This window comes from Halomonas sp. 7T (genome assembly GCF_025643255.1).
Lineage (GTDB): Bacteria > Pseudomonadota > Gammaproteobacteria > Pseudomonadales > Halomonadaceae > Vreelandella.
In genome coordinates this window covers 1179595-1203675 of sequence record NZ_CP087112.1, presented here as the reverse complement: position 1 = coordinate 1203675, position 24081 = coordinate 1179595, and the positions used below count along the sequence as shown (strand labels likewise).

20 protein-coding genes are annotated in these 24081 nt (G+C 53.8%); 14 read left to right on the top strand and 6 right to left on the bottom strand.

Features of this window, described 5'->3' with window-relative positions:
* The first annotated feature begins 43 nt into the window (after window positions 1-43).
* From LOS15_RS05480 to LOS15_RS05465, 4 genes are read left to right on the top strand one after another with little or no spacing between them, the layout of a single operon-like run.
* Window positions 44-418 (top strand): response regulator transcription factor, encoded by a 375-nt coding sequence (locus LOS15_RS05480; RefSeq protein ID WP_263068661.1) that lies wholly within the window; start codon window positions 44-46, stop codon window positions 416-418.
* Window positions 415-2478: a 3'-5' exonuclease gene (locus tag LOS15_RS05475; RefSeq protein ID WP_263068660.1), complete on the top strand. Its 2064-nt coding sequence runs from the start codon at window positions 415-417 to the stop codon at window positions 2476-2478. Before LOS15_RS05480 ends, LOS15_RS05475 begins: the two co-directional genes overlap by 4 nt.
* A complete protein-coding gene (locus tag LOS15_RS05470; protein WP_263068658.1) occupies window positions 2475-2684 on the top strand; it encodes a hypothetical protein in 210 nt (69 codons plus the stop codon). Before LOS15_RS05475 ends, LOS15_RS05470 begins: the two co-directional genes overlap by 4 nt.
* A gap of 2 nt (window positions 2685-2686) precedes the next feature.
* The gene (locus tag LOS15_RS05465) at window positions 2687-5440 is read left to right on the top strand and encodes a sensor histidine kinase (protein WP_263068657.1); all 2754 of its coding nucleotides are present in this window, start codon (window positions 2687-2689) and stop codon (window positions 5438-5440) included.
* A gap of 61 nt (window positions 5441-5501) precedes the next feature.
* Here LOS15_RS05465 and LOS15_RS05460 read toward each other — a convergent pair whose 3' ends face one another.
* From LOS15_RS05460 to LOS15_RS05450, 3 genes are all read right to left on the bottom strand, one after another.
* On the bottom strand, window positions 5502-6632 hold the full coding sequence (locus tag LOS15_RS05460; protein WP_263068655.1) for a DUF294 nucleotidyltransferase-like domain-containing protein: 1131 nt from the start codon (window positions 6630-6632) through the stop codon (window positions 5502-5504).
* 97 nt (window positions 6633-6729) lie between these two features.
* Window positions 6730-7056, bottom strand: a complete 327-nt coding sequence (locus tag LOS15_RS05455) for an HlyU family transcriptional regulator (protein ID WP_263068654.1) — start codon at window positions 7054-7056, stop codon at window positions 6730-6732.
* Between the two features lie 56 nt (window positions 7057-7112).
* Window positions 7113-8333 (bottom strand): argininosuccinate synthase, encoded by a 1221-nt coding sequence (locus tag LOS15_RS05450; RefSeq protein ID WP_263068653.1) that lies wholly within the window; start codon window positions 8331-8333, stop codon window positions 7113-7115.
* A gap of 221 nt (window positions 8334-8554) precedes the next feature.
* Here LOS15_RS05450 and rnt point away from each other — a divergent pair, with 221 nt between their 5' ends.
* Window positions 8555-9223, top strand: a complete 669-nt coding sequence (rnt, locus tag LOS15_RS05445; protein ID WP_263068651.1) for a ribonuclease T — start codon at window positions 8555-8557, stop codon at window positions 9221-9223.
* Window positions 9224-9389: 166 nt separating this feature from the next.
* Window positions 9390-10649 carry a 6-phosphofructokinase gene (locus tag LOS15_RS05440; protein WP_263068650.1) on the top strand — a complete coding sequence of 420 codons (1260 nt, stop codon included), beginning with the start codon at window positions 9390-9392 and terminating at the stop codon, window positions 10647-10649.
* Between the two features lie 90 nt (window positions 10650-10739).
* Here the strand turns inward: LOS15_RS05440 and LOS15_RS05435 are convergent, their stop codons facing one another.
* On the bottom strand, window positions 10740-12458 hold the full coding sequence (locus LOS15_RS05435; RefSeq protein ID WP_263068648.1) for a bifunctional protein-serine/threonine kinase/phosphatase: 1719 nt from the start codon (window positions 12456-12458) through the stop codon (window positions 10740-10742).
* Window positions 12459-12724: 266 nt separating this feature from the next.
* Between LOS15_RS05435 and ppa the strand changes: the two genes are divergently transcribed.
* The 8 genes from ppa to purH all read left to right on the top strand — a co-directional run bounded on the left by ppa (window position 12725) and on the right by purH (window position 21610).
* Window positions 12725-13255 (top strand): inorganic diphosphatase, encoded by a 531-nt coding sequence (gene ppa, locus LOS15_RS05430; RefSeq protein ID WP_263068646.1) that lies wholly within the window; start codon window positions 12725-12727, stop codon window positions 13253-13255.
* A gap of 198 nt (window positions 13256-13453) precedes the next feature.
* Complete coding sequence (gene dsbD, locus LOS15_RS05425) at window positions 13454-15304, top strand: protein-disulfide reductase DsbD (protein ID WP_263068644.1); 1851 nt, start codon at window positions 13454-13456, stop codon at window positions 15302-15304.
* A gap of 314 nt (window positions 15305-15618) precedes the next feature.
* On the top strand, window positions 15619-16080 hold the full coding sequence (gene accB, locus LOS15_RS05420) for an acetyl-CoA carboxylase biotin carboxyl carrier protein (protein ID WP_263068643.1): 462 nt from the start codon (window positions 15619-15621) through the stop codon (window positions 16078-16080).
* A 30-nt stretch (window positions 16081-16110) separates the two neighbouring features.
* A complete protein-coding gene (gene accC / locus LOS15_RS05415) occupies window positions 16111-17451 on the top strand; it encodes an acetyl-CoA carboxylase biotin carboxylase subunit (protein WP_263068641.1) in 1341 nt (446 codons plus the stop codon).
* Between the two features lie 139 nt (window positions 17452-17590).
* Window positions 17591-18502: a 50S ribosomal protein L11 methyltransferase gene (gene prmA, locus LOS15_RS05410; protein ID WP_263068639.1), complete on the top strand. Its 912-nt coding sequence runs from the start codon at window positions 17591-17593 to the stop codon at window positions 18500-18502.
* 98 nt (window positions 18503-18600) lie between these two features.
* Window positions 18601-19641 carry a tRNA dihydrouridine synthase DusB gene (gene dusB / locus LOS15_RS05405; RefSeq protein ID WP_263068637.1) on the top strand — a complete coding sequence of 347 codons (1041 nt, stop codon included), beginning with the start codon at window positions 18601-18603 and terminating at the stop codon, window positions 19639-19641.
* Window positions 19638-19961 carry a DNA-binding transcriptional regulator Fis gene (gene fis, locus LOS15_RS05400; RefSeq protein WP_263068635.1) on the top strand — a complete coding sequence of 108 codons (324 nt, stop codon included), beginning with the start codon at window positions 19638-19640 and terminating at the stop codon, window positions 19959-19961. Before dusB ends, fis begins: the two co-directional genes overlap by 4 nt.
* Before the next feature lie 50 nt (window positions 19962-20011).
* A complete protein-coding gene (gene purH, locus LOS15_RS05395) occupies window positions 20012-21610 on the top strand; it encodes a bifunctional phosphoribosylaminoimidazolecarboxamide formyltransferase/IMP cyclohydrolase (protein WP_263068634.1) in 1599 nt (532 codons plus the stop codon).
* 160 nt (window positions 21611-21770) lie between these two features.
* On the opposite strand, the gene LOS15_RS05390 is transcribed toward purH, so the two are convergent.
* Together LOS15_RS05390 and folE are read right to left on the bottom strand one after the other, a co-directional pair.
* Window positions 21771-23228 (bottom strand): NAD-dependent succinate-semialdehyde dehydrogenase, encoded by a 1458-nt coding sequence (locus LOS15_RS05390; RefSeq protein WP_263068632.1) that lies wholly within the window; start codon window positions 23226-23228, stop codon window positions 21771-21773.
* A gap of 156 nt (window positions 23229-23384) precedes the next feature.
* Window positions 23385-23936, bottom strand: a complete 552-nt coding sequence (gene folE, locus LOS15_RS05385) for a GTP cyclohydrolase I FolE (RefSeq protein ID WP_263068631.1) — start codon at window positions 23934-23936, stop codon at window positions 23385-23387.
* Window positions 23937-24081 lie beyond the last annotated feature (145 nt).

Below are 24081 nucleotides of genomic sequence, written 5' to 3'. Positions count from 1 at the left end.
AACTCCTTGGATAACCCACTACAATATGAACAGGGAGAGAGGCATGGCTAAAGTGCTGGTGGTCGATGACGAACCCAACATTGTGCTGTCGTTAGAGTTTCTAATGGAGCAAGCAGGCTTTGAAGTCATCACCGCAGAAGACGGGGAGCAAGCATTAGAACAAGTCAAAAACACCTCCCCTGACCTGTTGCTGCTGGATATTAGCCTACCCGGCATGAGCGGTTTTGATGTACTGGAGCGCTTGCGCGGTCAAGAAGCCACTGCCCACCTGCCGATTATTATGCTGACCGCCCATGGGCGCGACGTCGAGCGCGAAAAGGGCATGGCCCTGGGCGCCGACGACTACATCACCAAACCGTTTTCAACCCAATCGTTGGTTGAAAAAGTGAAAGCCCTATTAACTGAGGAGCAGCCATGACCAAAGGCGGGTTGCCCAAGCGCCAACGTTTAATTGGCTTATGGCTTCTTCTCAGCGGCATTAGTCTGCTAGGCGGCGCAGTTTTTGCAGCGTGGCTCGATGCTCAACTGGCTCCAACGGGGTTAACGCGCCTCGCGTTATGGCTGGGCAGCTTTTCCGGTGGCGCTACGATTTTTCTGGTGGGGTTACTGCTTGAGCGTATGCTGTTTACCCCGCTTCGCCACCTTCAAGTACAGTTGGCCCGCTTAGTCGCCAACCCCGATGCTCGGGATGAACACCCACCAGAGGGCTGGCTAAAAGCGCTTGCCCCCGACTTGCGCCGGGTGCGCGAAAGCTGGCGTGTTGATCGCAGCCGCCTTGCTACTGCCCATACGGAGGGTGCCCGCAGCGCGGCGCGTATTCGCCAGGAGCTGGAAACTCTTTTACAAGTGCTTGAAACACCGCTACTACTATGTGACCACCACCGTCGACTGATGCTTTTTAACCAAGCGGCAGAAGACTTTTTTATCGGCAACACCGGACTCGGTTTAGGTAAACGGCTGGAAGCCCTACTGCCAGTCGGCAGCTTACAGAATGCTCTTACCCAGCTGCCCAGCGACGGCTCACCCAGGGAACTGCTGACCCCCTGCGATAACCGCTGGTTGAAAGTGATGCTTCGCCGTGTGCCGGGCAGCGACGGTGAAACCTTGCTCACCTTTAGCGATGCCACGGCCTCCTGGTCTAACGAAATGGGCGTACGCGCTGAGTTGGCTAACATGCTTACGCCGCTTCGCCAGCATACCGCTAGCCTTACCAGTGCCGCCGATGCTCTGATCCAACTACGTCATCAACACGATGCTGACACGTCGCGGCTGCGCCAACGCTTTGAGCGGGTCATTCACGAAGAGGGCACCACGCTCGGCGAGAATGTCGCCAAAATTGGCCAGCTGCTGGACGATTTACAGCACCAGGGCGAACGGTTAACGCCGATGTGGTCAAACGATTTTTGGCAGGCGCTAGATGAACGCTTAGACCCCGAGCACCGTTTGATCACTCCGGTGGGCATGCCTGCCTGGTTTAAGGGCGATGCCCCGGCGCTAATTGCGCTTTTTGACTCCTTGGTAAAGCAGCTAAGTGCCCACCTCCCCGACAGCGGCTTTGAAGGTGAAATATGCCTGGGCAATAAGCGCGTCTATCTAGACCTTATTTGGCAAGGCAAGGCGCTTCCAGAGCACGAGCTCGCCGCTTGGCAGCATCAGCCTATTGCCAGCCTACCGCTAACACCCAAAGTGGCGGATGTACTGCGCCAGCATGCCAGCGACATTTGGAGCCTGGCGGATGATGATGGTTTACATGCGCGACTGCGAATGCCACTGCCTGCCATAGAACGAGTAGGCGCACCCCGAGAGCAAGCGCCACCACGACCTGAGTTTCATGACTTTGGTATCGCTGATTTGCCACCCCCCGATGAGGCATTAGCCAACCGTTCACTGCGCAGCTTAGATGTGGTGGCCTTTGATACCGAAACCACCGGGCTTGAACTACGCCGTGGCGATACGGTGATCAGCCTAGGCGCTTGCCGAGTCGTAAATGCGCGCCTGCTGGCGAGCGACGTGTTTGACCAAAAGGTTGACCCCAACCGGCCTATCCCACCGGCAAGCACCGCTATTCACGGCATTACCGATGCCGATGTCGCTGGCGCCCCACCGCTGGATATTGTGCTGACTCACTTTCGCAGCTACATAGGCGAGGCCGTGCTGCTAGCCCACAACGCCGCCTTTGACCTTCTTGCTATTAGCAATAAAGGAGTCGCGTTTGATAACCCGGTGATCGACACCCTGCTGATCTCTAGGGCACTTGACGAAGCGCTGGACGGGCATGACCTGGATAGCCTTGCCAAACGTTACGACTTGGCATTTCCGCCTGGCACCCGCCATACGGCATTGGGTGATGCCAGGGTGACCGCCGAGCTATGGCTTGCTCTGCTACCCCGCCTGGAAGCTCGCGGCATCGACACGCTGGAGCAGCTGCTAACGCTGCAGGCCAATGCGTTTGACCGACAGGATGCCAGTGCCTCATGAAACCTAACGGCGGACAATCGCGTAAAACAGAGCGCTTAACGGCGCTAGTCGCCCTTACCCTGCTGTTGTTCTGTCCACCCCTCATCATTGTGGTAGATCGCTTGCCCTCCTCAAATGCGGGCTGGTTACCGTTCTATCTGTTTCTTGCCTGGGCAGTCGTCATTGGGCTAGCCGCTTGGCTGATGGAACATCGCGCGAGACGCTAACCATGCGTACAGACCCTATTATTCTCGGCACCGCCTTTGGCTACTTAGCGCTACTCTTTGTGGTAGCCGCCTGGGGCGATCGGCGGGCCGAACAGGGCCGCTCACTGATTGGTTCGCCAACCGTTTATGCGCTCTCTATCGCGGTATACTGCACGGCCTGGACTTTTTACGGCAGCGTGGGGCGTGCAGCGGAGCACGGCCCTAGTTTTTTACTCATCTACCTTGGCCCTACCCTGGCCATGCTTTTGGCGCCCTCACTGATTCGCAAAATGGTGCGCATTGCCGCGCGGCAGCGAATCACCTCCATTGCGGACTTTATAAGCGCACGCTACGGTAAAAACTCGACACTTGGCGCACTCGTAGCCCTCATGGCGCTGATCAGTATTACGCCTTATATTGCCCTGCAATTAAAAGCTATCACCGTTAGTCATGCGGTTTTGATCAACTACCCTCACACCGCTGATACCACCCTTGTGGATGAGCGGTTTTGGATGGACAAATCGCTCTGGGTTGCGCTGGTATTGGCGGTATTTATTATTCTATTCGGCACCCGCCATTTGGATGCTAGCGAGCGACATGAAGGGATGGTAGCCGCTATTGCGTTAGAGTCACTGGTGAAGCTAGTGGCGTTTATGGCCGTGGGTATATTTGTGGTTTTCGTTATGTTTGAAGGTCCTGCGGCGCTATTTGCCGAAGTGGCCGCTACCCCCGCCCTGGTCAACAGCATGAGTTTAGAGAGCGTTCCAGGAGGCGCTACCGGCTGGGTCGGTATGCTGGCACTCGCGTTCCTGACTTTCTTAACACTGCCACGCCAGTTCCAGGTATTGGTCGTGGAAAATGTCGATGAACAGCATCTAACGCGAGCTAGCTGGCTGTTCCCCCTTTACATGCTGTTGATTAATTTATTTGTCATTCCCATTGCCCTGGCAGGTTTACTCCTGGGTGTTAGTGCAGGAGATCCTGACAGCTTTGTACTGACACTACCGCTTTCAGCCGGGCTAGAGGGCTTGCCGCTGCTGGTATTCATTGGCGGGCTTTCTGCCGCCACAGGCATGGTCATCGTGGAAACCATCGCGCTCTCCACTATGGTGAGCAACCAGCTCGTGATGCCGCTGCTACTCCGCTCTAAGCGGCTACACCTAAGCACAAAAGGTGAGCTCGCTGGCTGGCTGTTAGGTATTCGACGTATCGCCATCGTGCTTATCCTACTTTTGGGGTACCTCTACCATGCGCTGATTGGCGACTCCTACAGCTTAGTGACCATCGGCCTTGTCTCTTTTGCGGGCGCCGCTCAGTTTGCTCCCGCCTTACTAATTGGTCTTTACTGGCGGGGGGCCACGCGTCAAGGGGCTACCCTTGGTTTAATTGCAGGCTTTCTTGTCTGGTGCTACACCCTTTTATTACCCGGTTTTGCCCAATCTGGCTGGCTAAGCGCTACGTTAATCACCGAGGGGCCTTGGGGTATTGCCTGGCTTATTCCCTACGAGCTGTTCGGGTTAGAAAACTGGGATATTTACAGCCACTCCTTACTGTGGAGCATGCTCGCCAACGTAGGTCTGCTGGTGGGCGTTTCGCTATTTACCCGCCCCTCCCCTTTAGAGCAAACCCAGGCTGCACTGTTTACCGAGGCCATGCATCCTAATTTACAAACCACCTCACTATGGCATGGGAAAACGACGCAAGGTGCTTTGAAAGAGTTGTTGGTGCGCTATTTAGGCGAGCAAACCACGCAGCGAGTATTCCGACGCAGTGGTAGTACACATCCCTTCGTGCCTGATGACACTGCCCCGCCTGAGCTAATCACCCGCGCAGAGCAGGCGCTGGCGGGTGCGCTGGGTAGCGCATCCGCTCGCGTCTTGATCAACTCGGTAGTACGCGGTGAAGCGCTGGATATCGAAGCCATTTTGAGCATTTTAGATACCACCTCTCAAACCATTGAGTACAACCGCCGACTTGAGCAAAAATCCCAAGAGTTAGCGCAAATTGGTGAGGAGCTTCGCAATGCGAACGAGCGGTTACGCGAACTAGATCGGCTGAAAGATGAGTTCGTCGCTATGGTCAGCCACGAGCTGCGCACACCGTTAACCTCCATCCGCGCTTTTGCTGAAATTCTGCGAGATAGTGGCCAGCTACCTGATGAGAAGCGCAAGCACTTCTTGGGTGTCATCGTGCATGAGAGCCAACGGTTATCCCGCTTGATTGAGGAGATATTAGACTTAGCTCGCTTGGAAAGTGGCCGCTTAACACTCAATCCCGAGCCTCTTGATCTGGCTGCGCTGGCACGACACAGCATTAGCGCGATTGCTCATCTGCATGAAGAGCACGGCATCGCGTTGGACGTTGTGATTGAGGCAGACCCCGCCATGGTGATCGGCGACCACGACCGGTTAGAGCAGGTGATCATCAACCTGTTAGATAACGCGGGTAAGTTCGCCGACCGTCAGCAGCCCAAGGTACGCTTGGCGCTTTACCACCACCGCCGACATTTTCGCTTAAGTGTTGAGGATAACGGGCCGGGTATTGGTATCGAGGAGCGAGAACGAGTATTTGAGAAATTCCACCAAATACAACAAGACGGCGAGCTACCCAAAGGAAGGCCCAAAGGTAGCGGCTTAGGCTTACCTATTAGTCGCGGCATCATCGCTCACCTTGGCGGGCGGCTCTGGGTGGAAGATGCTAAACAGCTAGGCGGCGCCTGTTTAACACTGGAATTACCCGCGGCCCCGGATGAGAACAATGGCCAAGAACGTCCATAAAGCGATGCTGATAGTGTAATATCTCGACCTCCTCGCAGCGAACAGGTGATCTGCACACTGCTCAACGCTGGCCCCTGACACTCTGCACAAGGGCTTTGACCTGCTGGAGATCAAACTTCAACAGCAACTTCTCGTCCTCCCGCAGGCGGCGAAGGTCAACCCAACCATCTGCCGCCTGACCACGTGATTTGTTGTAACGCTGTTGTTCCATCAGGCACTGCTGAAAACGCTCAAACGCAGCGATCAGCAGATCCGCTTGGTCTAAGCTCACTCCATCCGTCTCATGACTAAGCGCAATCAAGCGCTCTCGGGTCCCTATTTCATGCCGTTTATAGCGCAGGCACAATAAACGCAGAGCACTAATGAGTGGCAGTAACCCCTGGCGTTTCAGGTTAATCGCGTGACGATGAGGCGCCTCAAGGTGTGGGCTAGACGCAATGCGGCCAAGCCGGTCTAAAGCAACCGGCAACTCATCGAGCAACAAGGCCATCTCATCCATAAATAGCGAGGCTTGAGGCAACGTTGTTGAGACGATATCCGCCAATTGTTCGGCAAGCGTCAGACTGCCTGCTACAGGCGTAAAATCAAGCAATATATTGGTTTGCTGCACGCGCTTAACGCGCCGATCCGCACTCCATATTTCCAGCTGCAAACGCCACTCGCTTAGCCGTTTTCGCCACATCGGCCAACGGGCCATCACGTGCCCACGACATAGCGGTATCCCCGCTTCATCTAAGCGCTGGGTAAATCGCTCGCCAAGGGCTTGAAAGTAGCCGTCAATTTCAACATGACGTTCATCGGGGTAGTCGTCAATGATTAACGCATTATCTTGATCCGGGCCGAGCAGGCTTTCATACCGAGCCGCCGAGCCAAGCATCACTACACAATAATCCACGGGGGGCTCACCCCAGCCCTGGGCACGCATTTCGTTTAGCGAGAGCGCTACCGCTTGTTGGTACAGCCACGCATTGTGGTCGCTGAGTACTTGACTAATGCGCCATGCGGGTAGGTCATAGCGCGCCAGCGCGTCAACCAGCCGCAGTTGGCTAGCGTAGGAATCCGCCAGTGTCAGGTGTGGAACAAAAAGTCGGGAAACAATGCTTTCTAACGGCGTGGTGAAAGCGAGAGGATCAAACTGGCCACTTTTATTGATTAAGGAGCGCCATGGTGAGGCCTGATACACAAAACGCATTCGCCTCTCCTTGGCTTAATGAGTGGCTCTGGTAATTACAACACACTAGTAGCGATGTTTTCGGGAGCAACGCTTTCGGAGCAAAGCTTTCGGGCTCTCAAACTTGCCCTTCACGCCGAGGGTCGGGTGCAAACATGGCGTCGCCTACTTCATCAATGTAGCGCTGCGCTTTAGTGACCATCATCGCATCGCAAGCTTCTCGCCCAGGAAGCATATCTGATCGTTCAAACCGATGCTCTTGAGTAGCACCCTCACTATCTAGCTTGCGAATCCAACCGCTTACTCGATATTGGCCGCTTTGGTTATCGGGCTGCGAAACGATTAAATACTCTTTGTACTCTACCGGGTCGGCCGCTTTGGTGCCGCTCTCTGCAACCCCCTGGCTACCGCTTCCAAAAAGACCTGAAAGTAGTTTTTTTAGCATAAGTGGTTCCCCTGCAATAAAAACGGCCAGCTGCGCGCTGGCCGCTTAACACCTAATTAACTCTGCTGACGCCCTTTACCGGCGGCAATACGCAAGCGCAGCGCATTTAGCTTGATAAAGCCTTCTGCATCTTTCTGATTATAAGCACCCGCATCGTCTTCAAACGTAGCGATAGACTCATCAAACAGCGACTGCTCGGACTTACGGCCTACCACGGTTGCGTTGCCTTTGTAGAGTTTCATGCGCACGACACCACAAACGTTTTTCTGCGTTTCGTCAATGGCAGCTTGTAGCATGCGGCGCTCGGGGCTCCACCAGTAGCCGTTGTAGATGACTTCTGCATATTTCGGCATCAGCTGATCTTTCAGATGCGCTTCTTCGCGGTCAAGGGTCAGCGACTCAATGGCACGGTGGGCGCGCAGCATAATCGTGCCCCCTGGCGTTTCGTAGCAGCCGCGAGACTTCATGCCTACATAGCGGTTTTCGACGATATCTAAACGGCCGATACCGTTGTCACCGCCCAACTTGTTAAGCCTCTCTAGCACTTCGTGGGGCTTATGCGCTTCGCCATCAATCGCAACGATATCGCCGTTCTCGAAAGTCAGCTCAACGTAAGTTGGCTGCTCCGGGGCGGCTTCCGGAGAAACGCTCCAACGCCACATGTCTTCTTCGGCTTCGGCCCAAGGATCTTCCAAAATGCCGCCTTCGTAGGAAATGTGCAGCAGGTTGGCGTCCATGGAGTATGGCGATTTTTTCTTCTTATTAGAAAAATCCACCGGAATGTTGTGCTCTTCGCAGTAGGCCATCAGCTTCTCGCGAGAAGTGAGATCCCACTCGCGCCATGGCGCGATGACTTTCACCCCTGGCTTCAGCGCATAACCACCCAGCTCAAAACGCACTTGGTCGTTACCTTTGCCTGTTGCGCCGTGTGAAATAGCATCGGCACCGGTTTCATTGGCAATTTCGATCAGACGCTTGGCAATCAGCGGGCGAGCAATGGAGGTACCCAGCAGGTACTCACCTTCATAGATAGTATTGGCGCGGAACATTGGGAAAACGTAGTCCCGCACAAACTCTTCACGAAGGTCTTCGATGTAGATCTCTTTCACACCCAGCGCTTGCGCTTTAGCACGGGCGGGTTCAACTTCCTCCCCCTGACCGATGTCGGCTGTAAAGGTCACTACCTCGCAGTTGTAGGTCTCTTGCAACCACTTAACGATTACGGATGTGTCCAGGCCGCCTGAATACGCCAGCACAACCTTTTTGACATCGGACATTCTTGACTCCTTGTGTAGGGAAAGCAGTTCACCAAAAAATATAGCGCGGCACGCTATGTGCTAACACAGACCAGTTACCACAATCTATTAGTATAGCGCTCTCAATGCTCAGCGAATACCGTCAACGACGCCTTGGGGGTAAAGCTGCTAGAATCACACCATTCATTGCGGTGGCTTGCTGCACACCCTATCCGATTACTCGCTTTACTAAGGAGAGCTGCATGAGCGAGGCAATTGCCCGCGAATTAATGGCCCAACGTTTTCGCAGTTACCTGCCGGTTGTCATTGATTTAGAAACGGGTGGGTTCAATGCCCAAAACGACGCCGTACTTGAGATTGCAGCCGTTACGCTCACCATGGATCCAGAGGGTAATTTATTGCCCGATGCCACGTACGCCTATCACATTCACCCCTTTGAAGGGGCGAACGTTGAACAGTCGGCGTTGGATTTTACCGGTATTAATTTGGACGACCCGCTGCGCCGTCAAGTGGCGCTTACGGAGTCAGAAGCATTGGGGGAGCTTTTTCGCCCCATCCGAAAATCCATTAAAGCCCACGGCTGCTCACGTGCCATTTTGGTGGGCCACAACGCCGCTTTTGATCATAGCTTTTTAAATGCTGCGGCTAATCGCTGCGATGTAAAGCGAAACCCGTTTCACCCGTTCTCAAGTTTTGATACGGCAACACTGGCGGGCTTTGTGTACGGACAAACCGTACTTGCCCGCGCATGCCGTGCAGCGGGTATCGATTTTGATAACAAAGCCGCCCACTCTGCTCGCTATGACACCGAACGTACCGCTGAGCTTTTCTGCGCCATGGTGAACCGCTACAAAGATTTAGGCGGTTGGCGGTTAGCTCAGCAAGAACAGGAGTTGGATATAGGCGAGTAGTCCGCCTAATGCAGCCTCTGCTGCTTTACGCTAAACTTTGCGCTGTTTGTGATGGGCTTGCCAAGAAAAGCCAAAACGCTTCCTTGCGTGAAGCCCACCTACTTTAGTCATCAAGCACGCCTTGAGCGCGCTTAAATTATCTGTTTTTAGGAGATGAGACGTTTCCATGGCTCAGCATAATGCCTTTTACGCCCAATCTGGTGGCGTTACCGCCGTCATCAATGCCAGCGCCTGCGGCGTTATCGAAGCATGCCGGCAGGCCCCGGAGCAGATTGGTAAGGTGTACGCCGGTCATAACGGCATTATCGGCGCCCTAACGGAAGACCTCATCGATGTGTCGCAAGAAAGCGATGAAGCCATTGCCGCTCTACGCCACACGCCAGGCGGCGCATTTGGCTCATGCCGCTACAAACTAAAGGATATCGACACCCACCGTACGCAGTACGAACGCTTAATTGAAGTTTTTAAAGCCCATGATATTCGTTATTTTTTCTATAACGGCGGCGGCGATAGCGCTGATACCTGTCTAAAAGTTTCGCAGCTATCTGAAAAACTAGGCTACCCGCTAACGGCGATCCACGTTCCTAAAACAGTCGATAACGATCTGCCGATTACTGATAACAGCCCTGGCTTTGGCAGCGTCGCTAAATATATCGCCACTTCTACCCAAGAAGCGTCACTGGATGTCGCGTCCATGTGCGCAACGTCTACCAAAGTATTTGTACTCGAAGTAATGGGGCGTCACGCGGGTTGGATCGCCGCTGCAGGCGGTCTGGCAGGCGCAGGGGAAGGCGAACCACCCCACCTGATTATCTTTCCCGAAATTGCGTTTGACCGTAGCGCCGTTATGGCGCGGGTAGAAGAGAGTGTCACCCAGTATGGCTACTGTGTCATTGTGGTCTCGGAAGGCGCTCGTTATGCCGACGGTACTTTCCTGGCCGATGCGGGCAACACCGATGCCTTTGGCCACCGCCAACTAGGCGGCGTTGCCCCTACGCTGGCTGGAATGATTAAGCAAGATTTGGGCTATAAGTATCACTGGGCAGTGGCAGACTACCTTCAACGTGCGGCACGTCACCTTGCCTCTAAAACGGACGTCGATCAGGCGTATGCGGTGGGGCGTGAAGCCGTCACCCTGGCGCTGGCGGGCAAAAACTCCATGATGCCGGCCATTCGCCGCATCTCTCAGGAGCCCTACCAGTGGGATGTTATTTCTGCTCCCTTGGCGCAAATCGCCAACCAGGAGAAGTTTATGCCGCGGGACTACATCAGTGAAAATGGCTTTGCGATTACCCAAGCTTGCCGCGATTATTTATCACCACTGATTCAAGGGGAAGACTTTCCTCCCTTTGAAAATGGCCTGCCCAAGGTAGCTAAGTTAAAGCTGGCGAAAGTGGAACAAAAACTGCCTACTTTCACACTGTAAGCCCTTTGGGTTTGTGACGAGCAATACAAAAAGGGGCGATGCCGTCAAAGCATCGCCCCTTTTGTTTGCTTAGGGCTTTTTTAAAGCAACCTACCTTAGCAACCACGACAGTACGAGCAACAGCAGCAGAATGCCTGCAACGCCTTGCCAAAAGCGTCGGGGCTCTTGGCGCGCCTCCTGTTTAACCGGCTGACGCCCCAGGGGAACTCGTAATGCATGCAGAAATTCTGACATACGTCTAAAGCGCAGCGCGCGCTGTGGATCCAATGCTCTGCGCAAGGCCTCATCAAGATCAGGCGTTATCTCAGGGTTCGTGGTGCGCGCACTACGATAGCTCAGCTCTTCCAGATCGGTATGACTGCGCAGACGGTTAGGCGTTAGCACATAGGGCAGTGCACCGGTCAACAACCAATACACTGTTGAAGCCAACGAATATTGGTCGCTGCGGCGCCCAACACTATCTCCCAGAGCATACTCTGGAGCCGTATGTTCGTTAAAGCCAATTTGGCGCAGCAGCTCGCCCGAATGGCGATGCCCGTCTACGTCACGCATGTGGCAAGCACTAAAATCAGCCAAAATCAGCTTGCCGTGGGTGTCGATCAAAATATTATCCGGGGTAATTTGCTGATGGATAATGTCACGATGGTGCAACGCTTGCACCGCTTTACCCAACTGGTTAGCAATATCTAAACGCTGCACTAAGCTCGCCTGAGGGTGCTTTTCCGCCCACTCTCGTAGCGTTTCACTTTCGATATACTGCATCAGGTAGTACAAATAGCGGCGCGGGCGCGAGGGTTCCACCACCTTCACCACGAAGGGCGACTTCACCCGCTCTACCACCCATTGCTGGAGTAAAAAGTGCTCCAGGTAGGCATTACGAAGAGACAGCTCTGGACTTGGCGCTTTCATCACCATGTCACGTTCTGAATGTAGGTCACGCACGCGGTAAACACGGGATTGCGCATTACGCGAGAGTACTTCCTGGACTTCAAAACCATCGAGACGCTCGCCTACCGATAACTCAGGCGGTATGGGTAAATCACCGTAAATTAAGCTAGGGTGATCGTCATCCGCCTCTTCCGGCAACTCATCAATGCGCACCAGCTGAAAACAGAACTGGTCGCCTCCGTAGCCTCTCTCCTGAGCACGCTGTTTTGCTTCATTAGCGAGACGCTCACAGGCCGCATCTAAATCACTGGCATCCTGACGAATTAAGCGTACGTAGTCAGAAGGCAGCAGTGTCCCCCTAACGCCCTGGGTGGTGAATACAAAAAGATCGCCTTGCTTCAACGCCAGCTGGGTATAGTCGATATCCACGCTACCATCCATTCCCAACGCTCGCGATGGGTAGCGATAGCCGCCTATGTCGGTTACGTGATCACGTGTCAGCTGCTCAAACTCAGCACCACGCAATCGAAACACGAGCGTATCGCCCATATGAAACAGTTCCGCTTCCCGCCCTCGAAACACGATCGCAGACAGTGAAGAGACAAAACTGCCCTCTTTTACATGCTGACTTTGACTGTAGCACCAGCCATTTAATGCTCGTAGCACGCGCGTTGCCGACATTTTGGTATCCCAGTGATCCGGTGTCGAATAATAGTCGGCTAAAAAGCCACGCACGCTTAAATCGCCAGCCTGCTTCGCCATGGTGTTTCGTGAGATAGAGTCACTGATCACCGCGCAAACACCTTTCACATTCAGGAGAGGTTTGTCAGGCATCCGTACCGACATAGAACTACGGTGTTGGCGCCTATCCGGGGCAACAAAGGCTTGTCCGTAACTGATTAGCAACTGGGCGTGCGCCAACTCATCCTCCTAGGCTTACCGCTTAATGGGAATCCCCACAGTTAACGCTCATGATACACGCTGGCAGTACGAAACGATGCCCGCCAAACGTCGCTACCCCTATAAAAACAGGCACATTTTAGGGTGCTTATAAAATTAGTCGATTGCACACACCTATGTCGCATTGGTAATCCAGCAGCCATCTTCGTATAATTCTTCGCCATTAATGCAATGCATCAATGCACCTACTGCTTAGTCACTGCACTACATAAGCCAAGGAACCAACGATGAACTTCGATAATATCCCCGCTGGAAAAGATCTGCCCAACGACCTTTACGTGGCCATTGAAATTCCTGCCAACCATGCGCCGATTAAATATGAAATCGATAAAGACATGGGCGCCCTTCTCGTTGACCGTTTCATGGCTACCCCCATGTTCTATCCGGCCAACTACGGCTTCATTCCTCACACCTTAGCTGACGATGGCGACGCCCTGGATGCACTGGTTGTCACTCCTCACCCAGTTGCGCCTGGCAGCATTATTCGTGCGCGCCCCATCGGCATCTTGAACATGACCGATGAAGCGGGTGAAGACGCTAAACTTGTCTGTGTACCGCACCCGAAACTAAGCACGCTGTATGATGATGTTCACGAAGTCACCGACCTTCCTGAGCTGCTGCGCCAGCAAATCGCACACTTTTTCGAGAACTACAAAGACCTCGAAAAAGGCAAATGGGTCAAAGTGGAGTCTTGGGAAGGCGTTGAAGCTGCTCGCAAAGCGATTGAAAAAGCCGCAGCGGCCTACCAAAAGGCCTAAAAGCTGGGTTAGTTAGTCTGAAAAGGCTGCCTTCTATGGGCAGCCTTTTTACGTTTACAGTCGTTTTTGTTTAAAACAACACGCGATGATTAACGCAGAATGAAGCACCGCGTCACGACACCGCAGCAGCTACGCTAGCACTAAGAGGTGCGATATGCTTCCTCTCAGGCACTCCGCTAACCTGCACAAGGATACATCGTGTTACCCATCAAACGTTTCAGCCTGTTTTTATTGCTTTGCTGGCTCCCTCTGCTGGCGCAGGCTCAGTGGTTTTCCGCTTCTAACAATCAAAGCGACTTTTTACCTGTTTTAGAGGCGTTTCAGCCAACGGCCTGGCATAACGGTGAGACGCTTTTCATCGGTATCGATATTACTGATGAGTACTACCTTTATCGCCACCAACTTGCGGTCATTAGTGAACATGATCGCGTTACCCTAGAACAACCCGTCATCCCCCAAGGCACCTTTACCAACGATGAGTTCATGGGCGATGTCTACATCTTTCGCGACAGTCTGGTGTTTGAAACGCCCTTTTCAGAGGCCCACAGCGGCCCTCTCGATATTGAGCTAACCTTTCAGGGCTGTGCGGACGCTGGCCTATGCTACCCGCCTGAGCGTATTACCCTGGAAGCCAGCGAAACATCTCCACCCTCCAAATTTGTTAACTGGGAGGTGGAGCCTACTGCACCATCAAATGTTCCGGCAGAACAGAGCAACTCCACTGTTTCAAGCATCAGCGCTCCACAGAGCCAGGACAGCCGCTTTAGCGCACTCATTAGCGAGGCTAGCCTACCACTGGCGCTTGGCCTCTTTTTCCTCGCCGGTATTGGGCTTACTTTTACGCCTTGCGTACTGCCGATGATCCCTATTTTGTCCTCCATTGTTGTTGGTCAAAACCCCACCAAGCCCCGTGCATTCGTTCTATCGGCCAGCTATGTACTTGGCATGGCGTCCACCTACGCCGTCGTGGGCATCTTGATGGGCTTATTTGGCGCTGGGCTTAATCTGCAAGCCCACTTGCAATCTGCGCCGGTACTTATCACGTTCGCCCTGCTGTTTACGCTATTTGCGCTTGCCATGTTTGGCGCATTTAATTTGAGCGTTTCCCCACGAGTCGCTAGCCGGATAGATGCGTGGCAAGCCCGCGCACAGCAGAGCGGTCCTGCCGGGTTAGCGCTAGCAGGCGCGCTCTCGGTGCTGGTCGTCTCGCCTTGTGTGACCGCACCGTTAGCCGGCGCACTGGTGTTTATTTCTACCACCGGCGATGCATTGATGGGGGGCGCCGCTTTATTCGCGCTGGGGCTGGGCATGGGCATCCCACTGTTGCTGGTGGGTACCTTTGGCACCACCTTACTACCCCGCACCGGCGCCTGGATGAACGGCGTAAAAATCGCCTTTGGGCTGCTAATGCTGGGTGTCGCTATTTGGATGATTGAGCGGTTAGTGGCGCCATCGGCAGCCCTTTTACTCTGGGCTGCGCTGGCCATTGGCAGCGCACTCGTGCTGGGCGCGTTAAATACGAATCAATCCCTCGGCTGGCCTCGGGCACGTCAAACCTTGGGTCTTTTGCTGCTTGCCTGGGGCATTGCATTGGTATTTGGCGCAGCCCAAGGTGGCAGCAACCCGCTTCGTCCACTGACGGTTTCAGGTGGACAAACCGAGGCCATGACCCAAGCCCTCTCTTTTCAGGAAGTAGACTCGCTTAGCGACCTGGAAATGGCCGTAGCCCAAGCGGCGCGCAATCAGCGCCCCGCCTTCGTTCACTTCACTGCTGACTGGTGTATATCCTGCAAGCTAATGGAGCGTGAAGTGTATCCCCACCCCGATGTCAGCGCCGCATTGAACGATTTTCAGCTGATAGCGGTCGATGTGACCAGCACTGACACGCAAAGCCGAGAGCTGCTAAATAACTTCAATCTATTTGGCCCACCTAGCCTGCTGTTTTTTTCCGAGGGTGAGGAAATCCGTGATGCGCGCATCCAGGGCGAAGTTACCGCTGAGCAGCTTGCACAACACCTGTCGTCGTTTAAGCGTTGGCAGCAAAGCTAGGCACGAAAGCAGCCCTTTAAGTGCGCCTTTTAGGTGGTTGTGTCGCGATCGTCGTCAAACAGTTGTTTAATTTCTTAATAACGAGCATGTCTCGCCCACTGCTGGACATGCTCACACTTTTTCGGCACACTCCGCACCCATATTAGCTAAAAATGCATTTTTTACGGCTGAGCAAAGGGTAACGTTCGCCATCGTGCAGCGTTCTTTTCATTTTTAACTCTGGTTTACTGCGCTCTTTTAAGCGTCATGGCATAGGCAACTCGTTTTTGCTTGCCTACCCTGTAGAAACCTTTAACTCCGACTGGGGCCACTATATGGATATTCGTAAAGTTAAGAAATTGATTGAGTTACTCGAAGAGTCCAACATCAGCGAAATTGAAATTCAAGAAGGCGAAGAGTCCGTCCGTATCAGCCGCCATCCGAATGGGGCAACTTGGCAGCCCCAGCCAATGCCCCAATACGCCCCGCAAGCCCCCTATCAGCAGGCACCCTCCGCTAGCGCTGCGCCAGTAGCGGCTGAGCCCCAGGAATCCAGCTATCGCGGTGAAGCCGTTCACTCCCCCATGGTGGGTACGTTTTACCGTAGCCCTGCACCGGGCGCGAAAGCCTTCATTGAAGTGGGCGATACTGTGAAGCAAGGCGATACGGTATGCATCATTGAAGCAATGAAAATGATGAACCAAATCGAAGCCGACCGCGACGGCGTGGTTGAAGCCATCCTTGTGGAAGATGGCGAGCCGGTGGAATTCGATCAGCCTATGATCGTCATCGCTTAATCTTTCATATCAACACGGATGGATTCTCCCATGCTGGACAAGGTACTTATCGCGAACCGCGGCGAGATTGCCCTCCGTATCCTACGGGCCTGTAAAGAACTGGGCATTAAAACCGTAGCGGTACACTCCAAAGCTGACCGTGAACTAATGCACGTTCGCTTAGCAGATGAAGCCGTATGTATCGGGCCGGCATCGTCAGCGCAATCTTACTTAAACATTCCAGCGTTGATCAGCGCCGCCGAGGTGACTGACTCCACGGCCATTCATCCAGGCTATGGCTTTCTGTCAGAAAACGCCAACTTTGCTGAACAGGTAGAACGCTCCGGCTTTACCTTTATCGGCCCTCGCGCTGAGACGATCCGCTTGATGGGTGACAAGGTCAGCGCGATCCAGTCGATGAAGGAAGCAGGCGTTCCCACGGTGCCCGGCTCAGACGGCCCCTTAGGTGACGATGACGCTACCAATTTAGCCACGGCACGCCGAATCGGCTATCCGGTGATCATTAAAGCGGCTTCGGGTGGCGGCGGTCGCGGCATGCGCGTAGTGCATACCGAAGGCCACTTGCTATCAGCCATTACGGTAACCCGCACAGAAGCACACGCCGCTTTTGGTGATGGCACGGTTTACATGGAAAAATTCCTTGAGAAACCGCGCCACGTTGAAGTTCAAGTGCTTGCTGACGGCCAGGGCAATGCGATTCATTTGTATGATCGCGACTGCTCGCTACAGCGCCGCCATCAAAAAGTGTTAGAAGAAGCCCCCGCGCCTGGCCTTGACCCTGAAGCCCGTGCTCAAGTGCTGGAGGCGTGTCGCCAAGCGTGCATCAAGATTAATTATCGCGGTGCAGGCACCTTCGAGTTCTTGTACGAGAATGGCGAGTACTTCTTTATCGAAATGAACACCCGTGTTCAGGTAGAGCACCCGGTGACCGAGATGGTGACTGGCGTAGACATCGTCAAAGAGCAGCTGCGCATAGCCTCTGGCTTGCCTCTTTCGATTCGTCAGGAAGATGTAAAACTTAGCGGCCACTCTTTTGAGTGCCGGATTAACGCTGAAGACTCACGCACGTTTATGCCCTCACCGGGGAAGGTAACGCTGTTTCACTCCCCCGGCGGTCTCGGCGTGCGTATGGACTCGCATCTCTACACCGGCTACACCGTCCCTCCCCACTACGATTCACTGATCGGTAAACTGATTACGTGGGGAGAGGATCGCGAAATAGCCTTAACGCGGATGCGTAATGCACTCGACGAGCTGCTGGTCGAAGGCATTAAAACCAATATTGACCTGCAAAAAGACCTCGTCCGTGACAGCTACTTCCGCCAAGGCGGTGTCAATATCCACTACCTTGAGAAGAAGCTCAGCAGCTAACAGAGCCAAGTAATCGTGGCGCTCTAAACCAGTCACACTAGGTAGGCATGGCTAAACGGGGTGGCGACAGCCACCCCGTTGCTGTCTTTAGTACTCCTAGCGTTCCCAATGTACTGCTATTTAAAAAAGCGGAGATCCCATGCCCTGGCTTCAACTCAAAGCTCACGTTGCCCCCGAGCAAGCGGATCTGCTCGAAGAGCTGCTGCTCGCCGAAGGTGCCACCGCCATCGGCCTGCAAGATGCCCATGACAACCCTGTCTTTGAACCAGAGCGAGGCACAACGCCTCTGTGGCAAGACACCATCCTCACCGGCTTGTACGACGACCTTGAAGGCATTCATGAAATGTTAGGACGGATTGAGGCCGCCTGGGCTGAGCAGTTGCCCAGCGAACCTTGCCCTACTATCGAATATGAGCTACTTGCTGACCGAGACTGGGAAAGAGAGTGGATGGACGACTTCACTCCCCTACGCATGGGAGAGCGACTCTGGATTGTGCCTAGCTGGCATGAACCACCGGAAGCTGACGCCGTTAACCTAATTCTCGATCCCGGCCTCGCCTTTGGTACCGGTACTCACCCTACAACAGCACTCTGCCTGGAGTGGCTGGACAGCCTAGCCGTTGCCGGCCAACTGCAAGATAAAAAGGTGCTGGATGTGGGCTGTGGCTCAGGAATACTTGCCATTGCAGCGCTTAAGCTAGGCGCCCTGCATGCTGATGGCACCGATATCGACCCCCAGGCACTACAAGCTAGCCGGGATAACGCCGAACGCAACCACATCAATGACGAGCAGCTGGCACTTTACTACCCAGAGCAGTTAACAGGCGGCCCCTACCCCGTTGTTACCGCGAACATACTGGCAGGCCCCCTAGTTGAGCTATCCCCCATGATTGCTGGCCACGTCGCCCCAGGCGGGCAGCTGGCCTTATCCGGCATTTTGGCTAACCAAGCCAACGACGTGCTAGAAGCCTACCAAGCTCAAGGACTCATCATGGAAGAGCCATCACTTCGTGAAGGCTGGGTACGCTTATCCGGAAGGCGACCGGCTTAATCGCGCTTACGGCCTTCACCCCACCGCCGAGTAGGCGTATCATACGCCCCCTTGAAACGCCTACCCGTCGATTTCATGCAGACCCACAGCGCAGCACTATGACTCTACTGACGACTCAACCCCCGAAGATTGGGCCTTATCAGTTGCCTAATCAGGTGATACTGGCGCCTATGGCTGGCGTCACCGACCGCCCTTTTCGGCAGCTTTGCCGACGGCTTGGTGCTGGCTGGGTAGTGGGTGAGATGGTCACCTCCGACCCATCACTGTGGCATACCCGTAAATCTCAGCTACGTATGGATCACCAAGGCGAGCCTTCCCCGCGCGTGGTGCAGATTGCCGGTGGCGATGCTGACATGCTTGCCAATGCGGCGCGGCTCAACGCTGAGCTAGGCGCACAGGTGATTGATATCAACATGGGCTGTCCAGCGAAAAAGGTCTGCAACAAAGCCGCTGGCTCTGCTCTCATGCGTGATGAAGGGCTAGTGGCTGAGATATTAGAAGCCGTGGTGGCTGCGGTAGATATCCCCGTCACGCTTAAAATTCGTACGGGCTGGTGCGCTGAATCAAACAATGGGCTGCGCATCGCTCAACTGGCCGAATCTGCCGGCATACAGGCACTGGCGGTACATGGACGCCACCGGGAGCAGCGCTATACTGGTTGGGCGGAGTACGACACGATTGCGGAGATTAAATCGCGCCTCTCGATACCCGTATTCGCCAATGGCGATATCGACAGCCCAGAAAAGGCCTATGACGTACTTCGCTATACCGGAGCAGATGCCGTCATGATAGGCCGCGGCGCTCAGGGTAATCCGTGGATATTTCAAGAAATTAGCCATTATTTAGCCCACGGCGAGCGGCTCACCTCTCCGAGCCTGAGCGAACGTCGTCACGTACTTACTGAACACGTGGGCGAACTGCACACATTTTATGGCGAAACCATGGGTGTTCGCATCGCACGTAAGCATGTCGGCTGGTACCTCAACGATGATCAGCGTTTTTCGGACCATCAACGCCGAACGCTAAAACAACAGTTTAATGCGCTTAGCTCGCCTGATTCGCAGTTTGAGTGGATTAATAATGCCATGACGCATGACGCTGTAGAGCGTCTGCTAGCCAAAGGAAGCCATGCTGCATGACCGAACGCGACCTGCTTTCCAGCGAATCTTCTACTCACCTTTCCGGTACGCTGGCGGACCCTGCTAACACGACGCCACCTCAACCCTTAAGAGAGGCTGTCGAAACGGCTATGCGTCGTTACTTCGAGCATCTCGATGGCAGCCAGGCGACTGACCTCTATGCCATGGTGATGGCCGAAGTGGAGGCGCCGCTTCTTGCCTGTGTCATGGATCATACGGACGGCAACCAGACCCGCGCTGCCGATGTACTGGGTTTAAATCGCGGCACGCTCCGCAAGAAGCTGAAACAGTACGGACTCATTGAAGGTGACGCCCCCTAACCCGGGGCGTTATTAGTTTTTAACTCACGACCCTGCATACGAGCATTCTCATGGTTGATAGCACTCTTAAAGCTGATAACAACGTAACCCCCGTTCGCCGCGCCCTATTAAGCGTCTCTGATAAAACCGGCATTGTTGAATTTGCGCGCGGCTTAAGCCAACACGGCGTAGAGCTGCTGTCTACAGGCGGAACGTTTCGTCTACTGCAAGACAACAGCATCCCGGTTATAGAAGTTTCTGAACATACCGGCTTTCCCGAAATTATGGATGGCCGAGTTAAAACGTTACATCCCAAGATTCACGGCGGCATTCTTGCCCGTCGCGGGCAAGACGATGCAGTGATGGCCGAGAATGATATTACGCCCATCGATATGGTCATCGTTAACCTATACCCCTTTGCCGCCACCGTAGCCAACCCTGACTGCACGCTTGAAGACGCTATCGAAAATATTGATATCGGTGGCCCCACCATGGTGCGCGCCTGTGCCAAAAATCATGCGTTTACCACGATTGTGGTGAATGCAGATGATTATGCGCGCGTTTTAGGTGAACTCACGCGTCACAATGGCCATGTAAGCGCTGAAACCCGCTTTGATCTCGCCGTTAAGGCGTTTGAACATACGGCAGGCTATGATGGGGCGATCGCTGACTACCTAGGCCGCAAAGTCCACAGCGAAGACGCTTCTTTCGCCCGCACATTCAATCTGCAGTTACATAAAAAGCAGGATATGCGCTATGGGGAAAACCCCCACCAGCAAGCGGCATTTTACGTTGACCCAACCGCGAGCGAACCGAGTGTTGCCACGGCTAAGACGCTTCAAGGCAAGCCGCTCTCTTTCAATAATGTGGCCGATACCGATGCTGCCTTTGAGTGCGTAAAGGCGTTCGACAACACCGCTTGCGTCATCGTCAAACACGCTAACCCTTGCGGCGTGGCCGTCGGTGCGTCGGCCCTGGAAGCCTACGACAAAGCCTTCGCTACCGACCCGACCAGTGCCTTTGGCGGCATTATTGCCTTCAATGTACCGCTAGATGCCGAGACCGCACGCGCCATCATCGACCGCCAGTTTGTTGAAGTCATTATCGCTCCTGGCGTCAGCGATGAGGCGGCCAGTATCGTCGCGGAGAAGCAGAACGTTCGCTTGTTGGATGTGAGCGCTCACTGGCCGGGCACCGCACAGGCTGGGCTTGATTTTAAACGCGTCAATGGTGGCCTGCTGGTGCAGGAGCGCGACCAGGGCATGGTTACCCGCGAAGAACTAACCGTCGTCAGCGAGCGAGCGCCATCGGAACAGGAACTACGTGACTTAGCCTTTGCATGGCGGGTGGCTAAATTCGTCAAATCTAATGCCATCGTCTACGCCAAAGCCGGTCAAACCATTGGCGTTGGCGCAGGCCAGATGAGCCGTGTTTACTCAGCTAAAATTGCGGGCATCAAAGCTGCCGACGAAGGGCTTTCGGTTCCTGGCTCGGTCATGGCGTCCGACGCCTTCTTCCCCTTCCGCGATGGCATTGACGCCGCCGCTGAAGCGGGCATTACCGCCGTCATTCAGCCGGGCGGTTCAATGCGCGACCAGGAAGTAATCGATGCAGCCAATGAGGCTGGTATTGCAATGGTATTTACAGGAATGCGCCACTTCCGCCACTGAGCACACGTAGATTGGAGGCTAGCATTTAACATTTTCAAGCACATGCTAGCCCGCGGACTAAGCGCGCCAATCGTATTATTTAATGCGAAAAAAGCCCTCACTGGAATGAACCAGTGAGGGCTTTTAATCACCTGATAGACGGGCGAGCAAGCTTGTTCACTTAGCCAATATCAATACAGAGGTATTTGGTTTCCAAATACTCTTCCAAGCCTTGGTGCCCACCCTCGCGGCCAAGGCCCGAGGCCTTTACCCCTCCGAAAGGCGCGGCGGCGTTGGAAATCAGCCCCGTATTAACGCCCACCATGCCATATTCAAGCGCTTCTGAAACACGCCATACGCGCGCTAGATCGCGAGAGTAGAAGTAGGACGCCAAACCATATTGCGTATCATTTGCCATCTCAATGGCTGTTTCTTCATCATCAAAAGGAAAGACAGCCGCCAGCGGGCCAAACGTCTCTTCATGGGCCACTTTCATTTTATCGGTCGCAAAGCTGATCAGTGTAGGCGTAAAAAAGTTGCCTCCCAACGGGTGTGGGTGGCCGCCCAGCAGCAATTCCGCGCCATTATCAACCGCATCTTGCACGTGCTCACTGACTTTTTTGACAGCGTTTTCGTCAATCAGCGGACCAATATTCACGCCAGACTTAGTGCCATCTCCTACGTGTAGCTCACTGTTCATTGCCACCGCAAGCTTTTCACAAAAAGCATTAATGACACTGGACTGCACCAGAAAGCGGTTGGTACACACACATGTTTGGCCAGCATTGCGAAACTTAGCGGCCATCGCCCCTTCAACTGCAGCATCAAGATCCGCATCTTCAAAAACAATAAATGGCGCGTTACCACCCAGCTCCAGCGATATTTTTTGCACATGCTCGGCCGCCTGGGCCATCAACTTACGCCCAACCTCAGTCGATCCCGTGAAGGTTATTTTGCGCACTTTAGGCGACTGCGTCAGCGCTTTAGCTATTTCAGACGCATTACCCGGCACTACGTTGAAAACCCCGCGAGGAATACCCGCTCTCTCAGCGAGAAGCGCCAGCGCAGTCGCCGAAAACGGGGTCTGACTAGCCGGTTTCACCACGATAGTACAGCCAGCAGCCAAAGCAGCCCCTGCTTTGCGAGTAATCATCGCCGCCGGAAAGTTCCACGGTGTAATAGCACCTACGACACCTACCGGCTGCTTGGTGACCACAATGCGCTGGCTGGCTTTTGCAGCCGGAATGGTTTCACCATAAACACGTCTTGCTTCTTCAGCAAACCAGCGCAGAAAGCTTGCAGCGTAAGCAATCTCACCCTCAGCTTCTTTAACTGGCTTACCCTGCTCGTACGTCATCAGCAGTGCTAAATCATGCTGGTGCTCGAGCATTAAATCGTGCCACTTAAGTAATAAATCAGCACGCTCTTGAGCAGTTAATGACCGCCAGGCAGGCAATGCGGCGTCCGCCGCATCAATGGCACGCTCTGTTTCGGCCCTGCCTAATCGCGGAATATCGCCAACCGGCTCGCCGGTTGCTGGATTGATAACATTGATCTGTTCACCACTATCTGCGGCTACCCAACTGCCGTCGATATAGGCAAACGGGCAATACAGCTTTGTCTCTTTCAGCGCTTCCATGACAGACTCCTGACCAGATGATGGCCTCGCAGGCACATAAACCCTTTCATGCTAAGACGAAAAACAGCATTTGACCAAGTGTTTGGCAACAATGCAGAGAAGACGCGTGGCAAAAAATACTCAAAAAGCCTGCTTTGGACGCAAACAGCAGCGCCCTTAATTAATCAATGTTAGAAACTCTTGACGTGTGGCCTGATTAGCGCGAAAACCGCCCAGCATTACTGAAGATGTCATGCTTGAATTCTGTTTCTCAACACCTCGCATCATCATGCATAAGTGGCGCGCCTCTATAACCACCGCAACCCCTCTTGCTTGAGTAACTTGTTGCACGGTCTCTGCGATTTCACGGGTAAGGTTCTCTTGAATTTGCATACGCCTTGCAAACATATCCACGATTCGAGCAAATTTAGAGAGCCCAAGCACCTTACCATCCGGCAAATAAGCGATATGGCACTTACCGATGAAGGGCAACAAATGGTGCTCACACATTGAGTAGAGTTCGATATCTTTGACGAGCACCATCTCATCGGTTTGAGATTCAAACACCGCGCCATTGACAATTTCGTCCAGCGACTGACGGTACCCTGCCGTTAAAAACTGCATGGCCTTGGCTGCTCGCTTAGGCGTATCACGCAGCCCTTCACGCTCTGGGTCTTCCCCCAAAGCAGTAATGATTTCTCGGTAATACTGGGCGATATCATCAGTCATGCTAAACCTCATCTAAACTGTGTATGCGCACTTTAAAACGTTAGTACAGCGTCCGCTTTTATTGGTGCGCAAAATTTATTAGCTGCAACTTTATGCTCGTAAACAACTTCTCAAACAAACAGTAACAAGCTGCGCAATACGTCCT

Bases quoted from the DNA above. Each gene is read 5' to 3' on its own strand.
- LOS15_RS05475 (WP_263068660.1), top strand. From the start codon at position 415: ATGACCAAAGGCGGGTTGCCCAAGCGCCAACGTTTAATTGGCTTATGG.
- rnt (WP_263068651.1), top strand. From the start codon at position 8,555: ATGAGCGAGGCAATTGCCCGCGAATTAATGGCCCAACGTTTTCGCAGT.
- prmA (WP_263068639.1), top strand. From the start codon at position 17,591: ATGCCCTGGCTTCAACTCAAAGCTCACGTTGCCCCCGAGCAAGCGGAT.
- LOS15_RS05460 (WP_263068655.1), bottom strand. From the start codon at position 6,632: ATGCGTTTTGTGTATCAGGCCTCACCATGGCGCTCCTTAATCAATAAA.
- folE (WP_263068631.1), bottom strand. From the start codon at position 23,936: ATGACTGATGATATCGCCCAGTATTACCGAGAAATCATTACTGCTTTG.
- accC (WP_263068641.1), top strand. From the start codon at position 16,111: ATGCTGGACAAGGTACTTATCGCGAACCGCGGCGAGATTGCCCTCCGT.
- dusB (WP_263068637.1), top strand. From the start codon at position 18,601: ATGACTCTACTGACGACTCAACCCCCGAAGATTGGGCCTTATCAGTTG.
- purH (WP_263068634.1), top strand. From the start codon at position 20,012: ATGGTTGATAGCACTCTTAAAGCTGATAACAACGTAACCCCCGTTCGC.
- accB (WP_263068643.1), top strand. From the start codon at position 15,619: ATGGATATTCGTAAAGTTAAGAAATTGATTGAGTTACTCGAAGAGTCC.
- LOS15_RS05450 (WP_263068653.1), bottom strand. From the start codon at position 8,333: ATGTCCGATGTCAAAAAGGTTGTGCTGGCGTATTCAGGCGGCCTGGAC.
- LOS15_RS05440 (WP_263068650.1), top strand. From the start codon at position 9,390: ATGGCTCAGCATAATGCCTTTTACGCCCAATCTGGTGGCGTTACCGCC.
- ppa (WP_263068646.1), top strand. From the start codon at position 12,725: ATGAACTTCGATAATATCCCCGCTGGAAAAGATCTGCCCAACGACCTT.
- LOS15_RS05480 (WP_263068661.1), top strand. From the start codon at position 44: ATGGCTAAAGTGCTGGTGGTCGATGACGAACCCAACATTGTGCTGTCG.
- fis (WP_263068635.1), top strand. From the start codon at position 19,638: ATGACCGAACGCGACCTGCTTTCCAGCGAATCTTCTACTCACCTTTCC.
- LOS15_RS05455 (WP_263068654.1), bottom strand. From the start codon at position 7,056: ATGCTAAAAAAACTACTTTCAGGTCTTTTTGGAAGCGGTAGCCAGGGG.
- LOS15_RS05470 (WP_263068658.1), top strand. From the start codon at position 2,475: ATGAAACCTAACGGCGGACAATCGCGTAAAACAGAGCGCTTAACGGCG.
- LOS15_RS05390 (WP_263068632.1), bottom strand. From the start codon at position 23,228: ATGGAAGCGCTGAAAGAGACAAAGCTGTATTGCCCGTTTGCCTATATC.
- LOS15_RS05465 (WP_263068657.1), top strand. From the start codon at position 2,687: ATGCGTACAGACCCTATTATTCTCGGCACCGCCTTTGGCTACTTAGCG.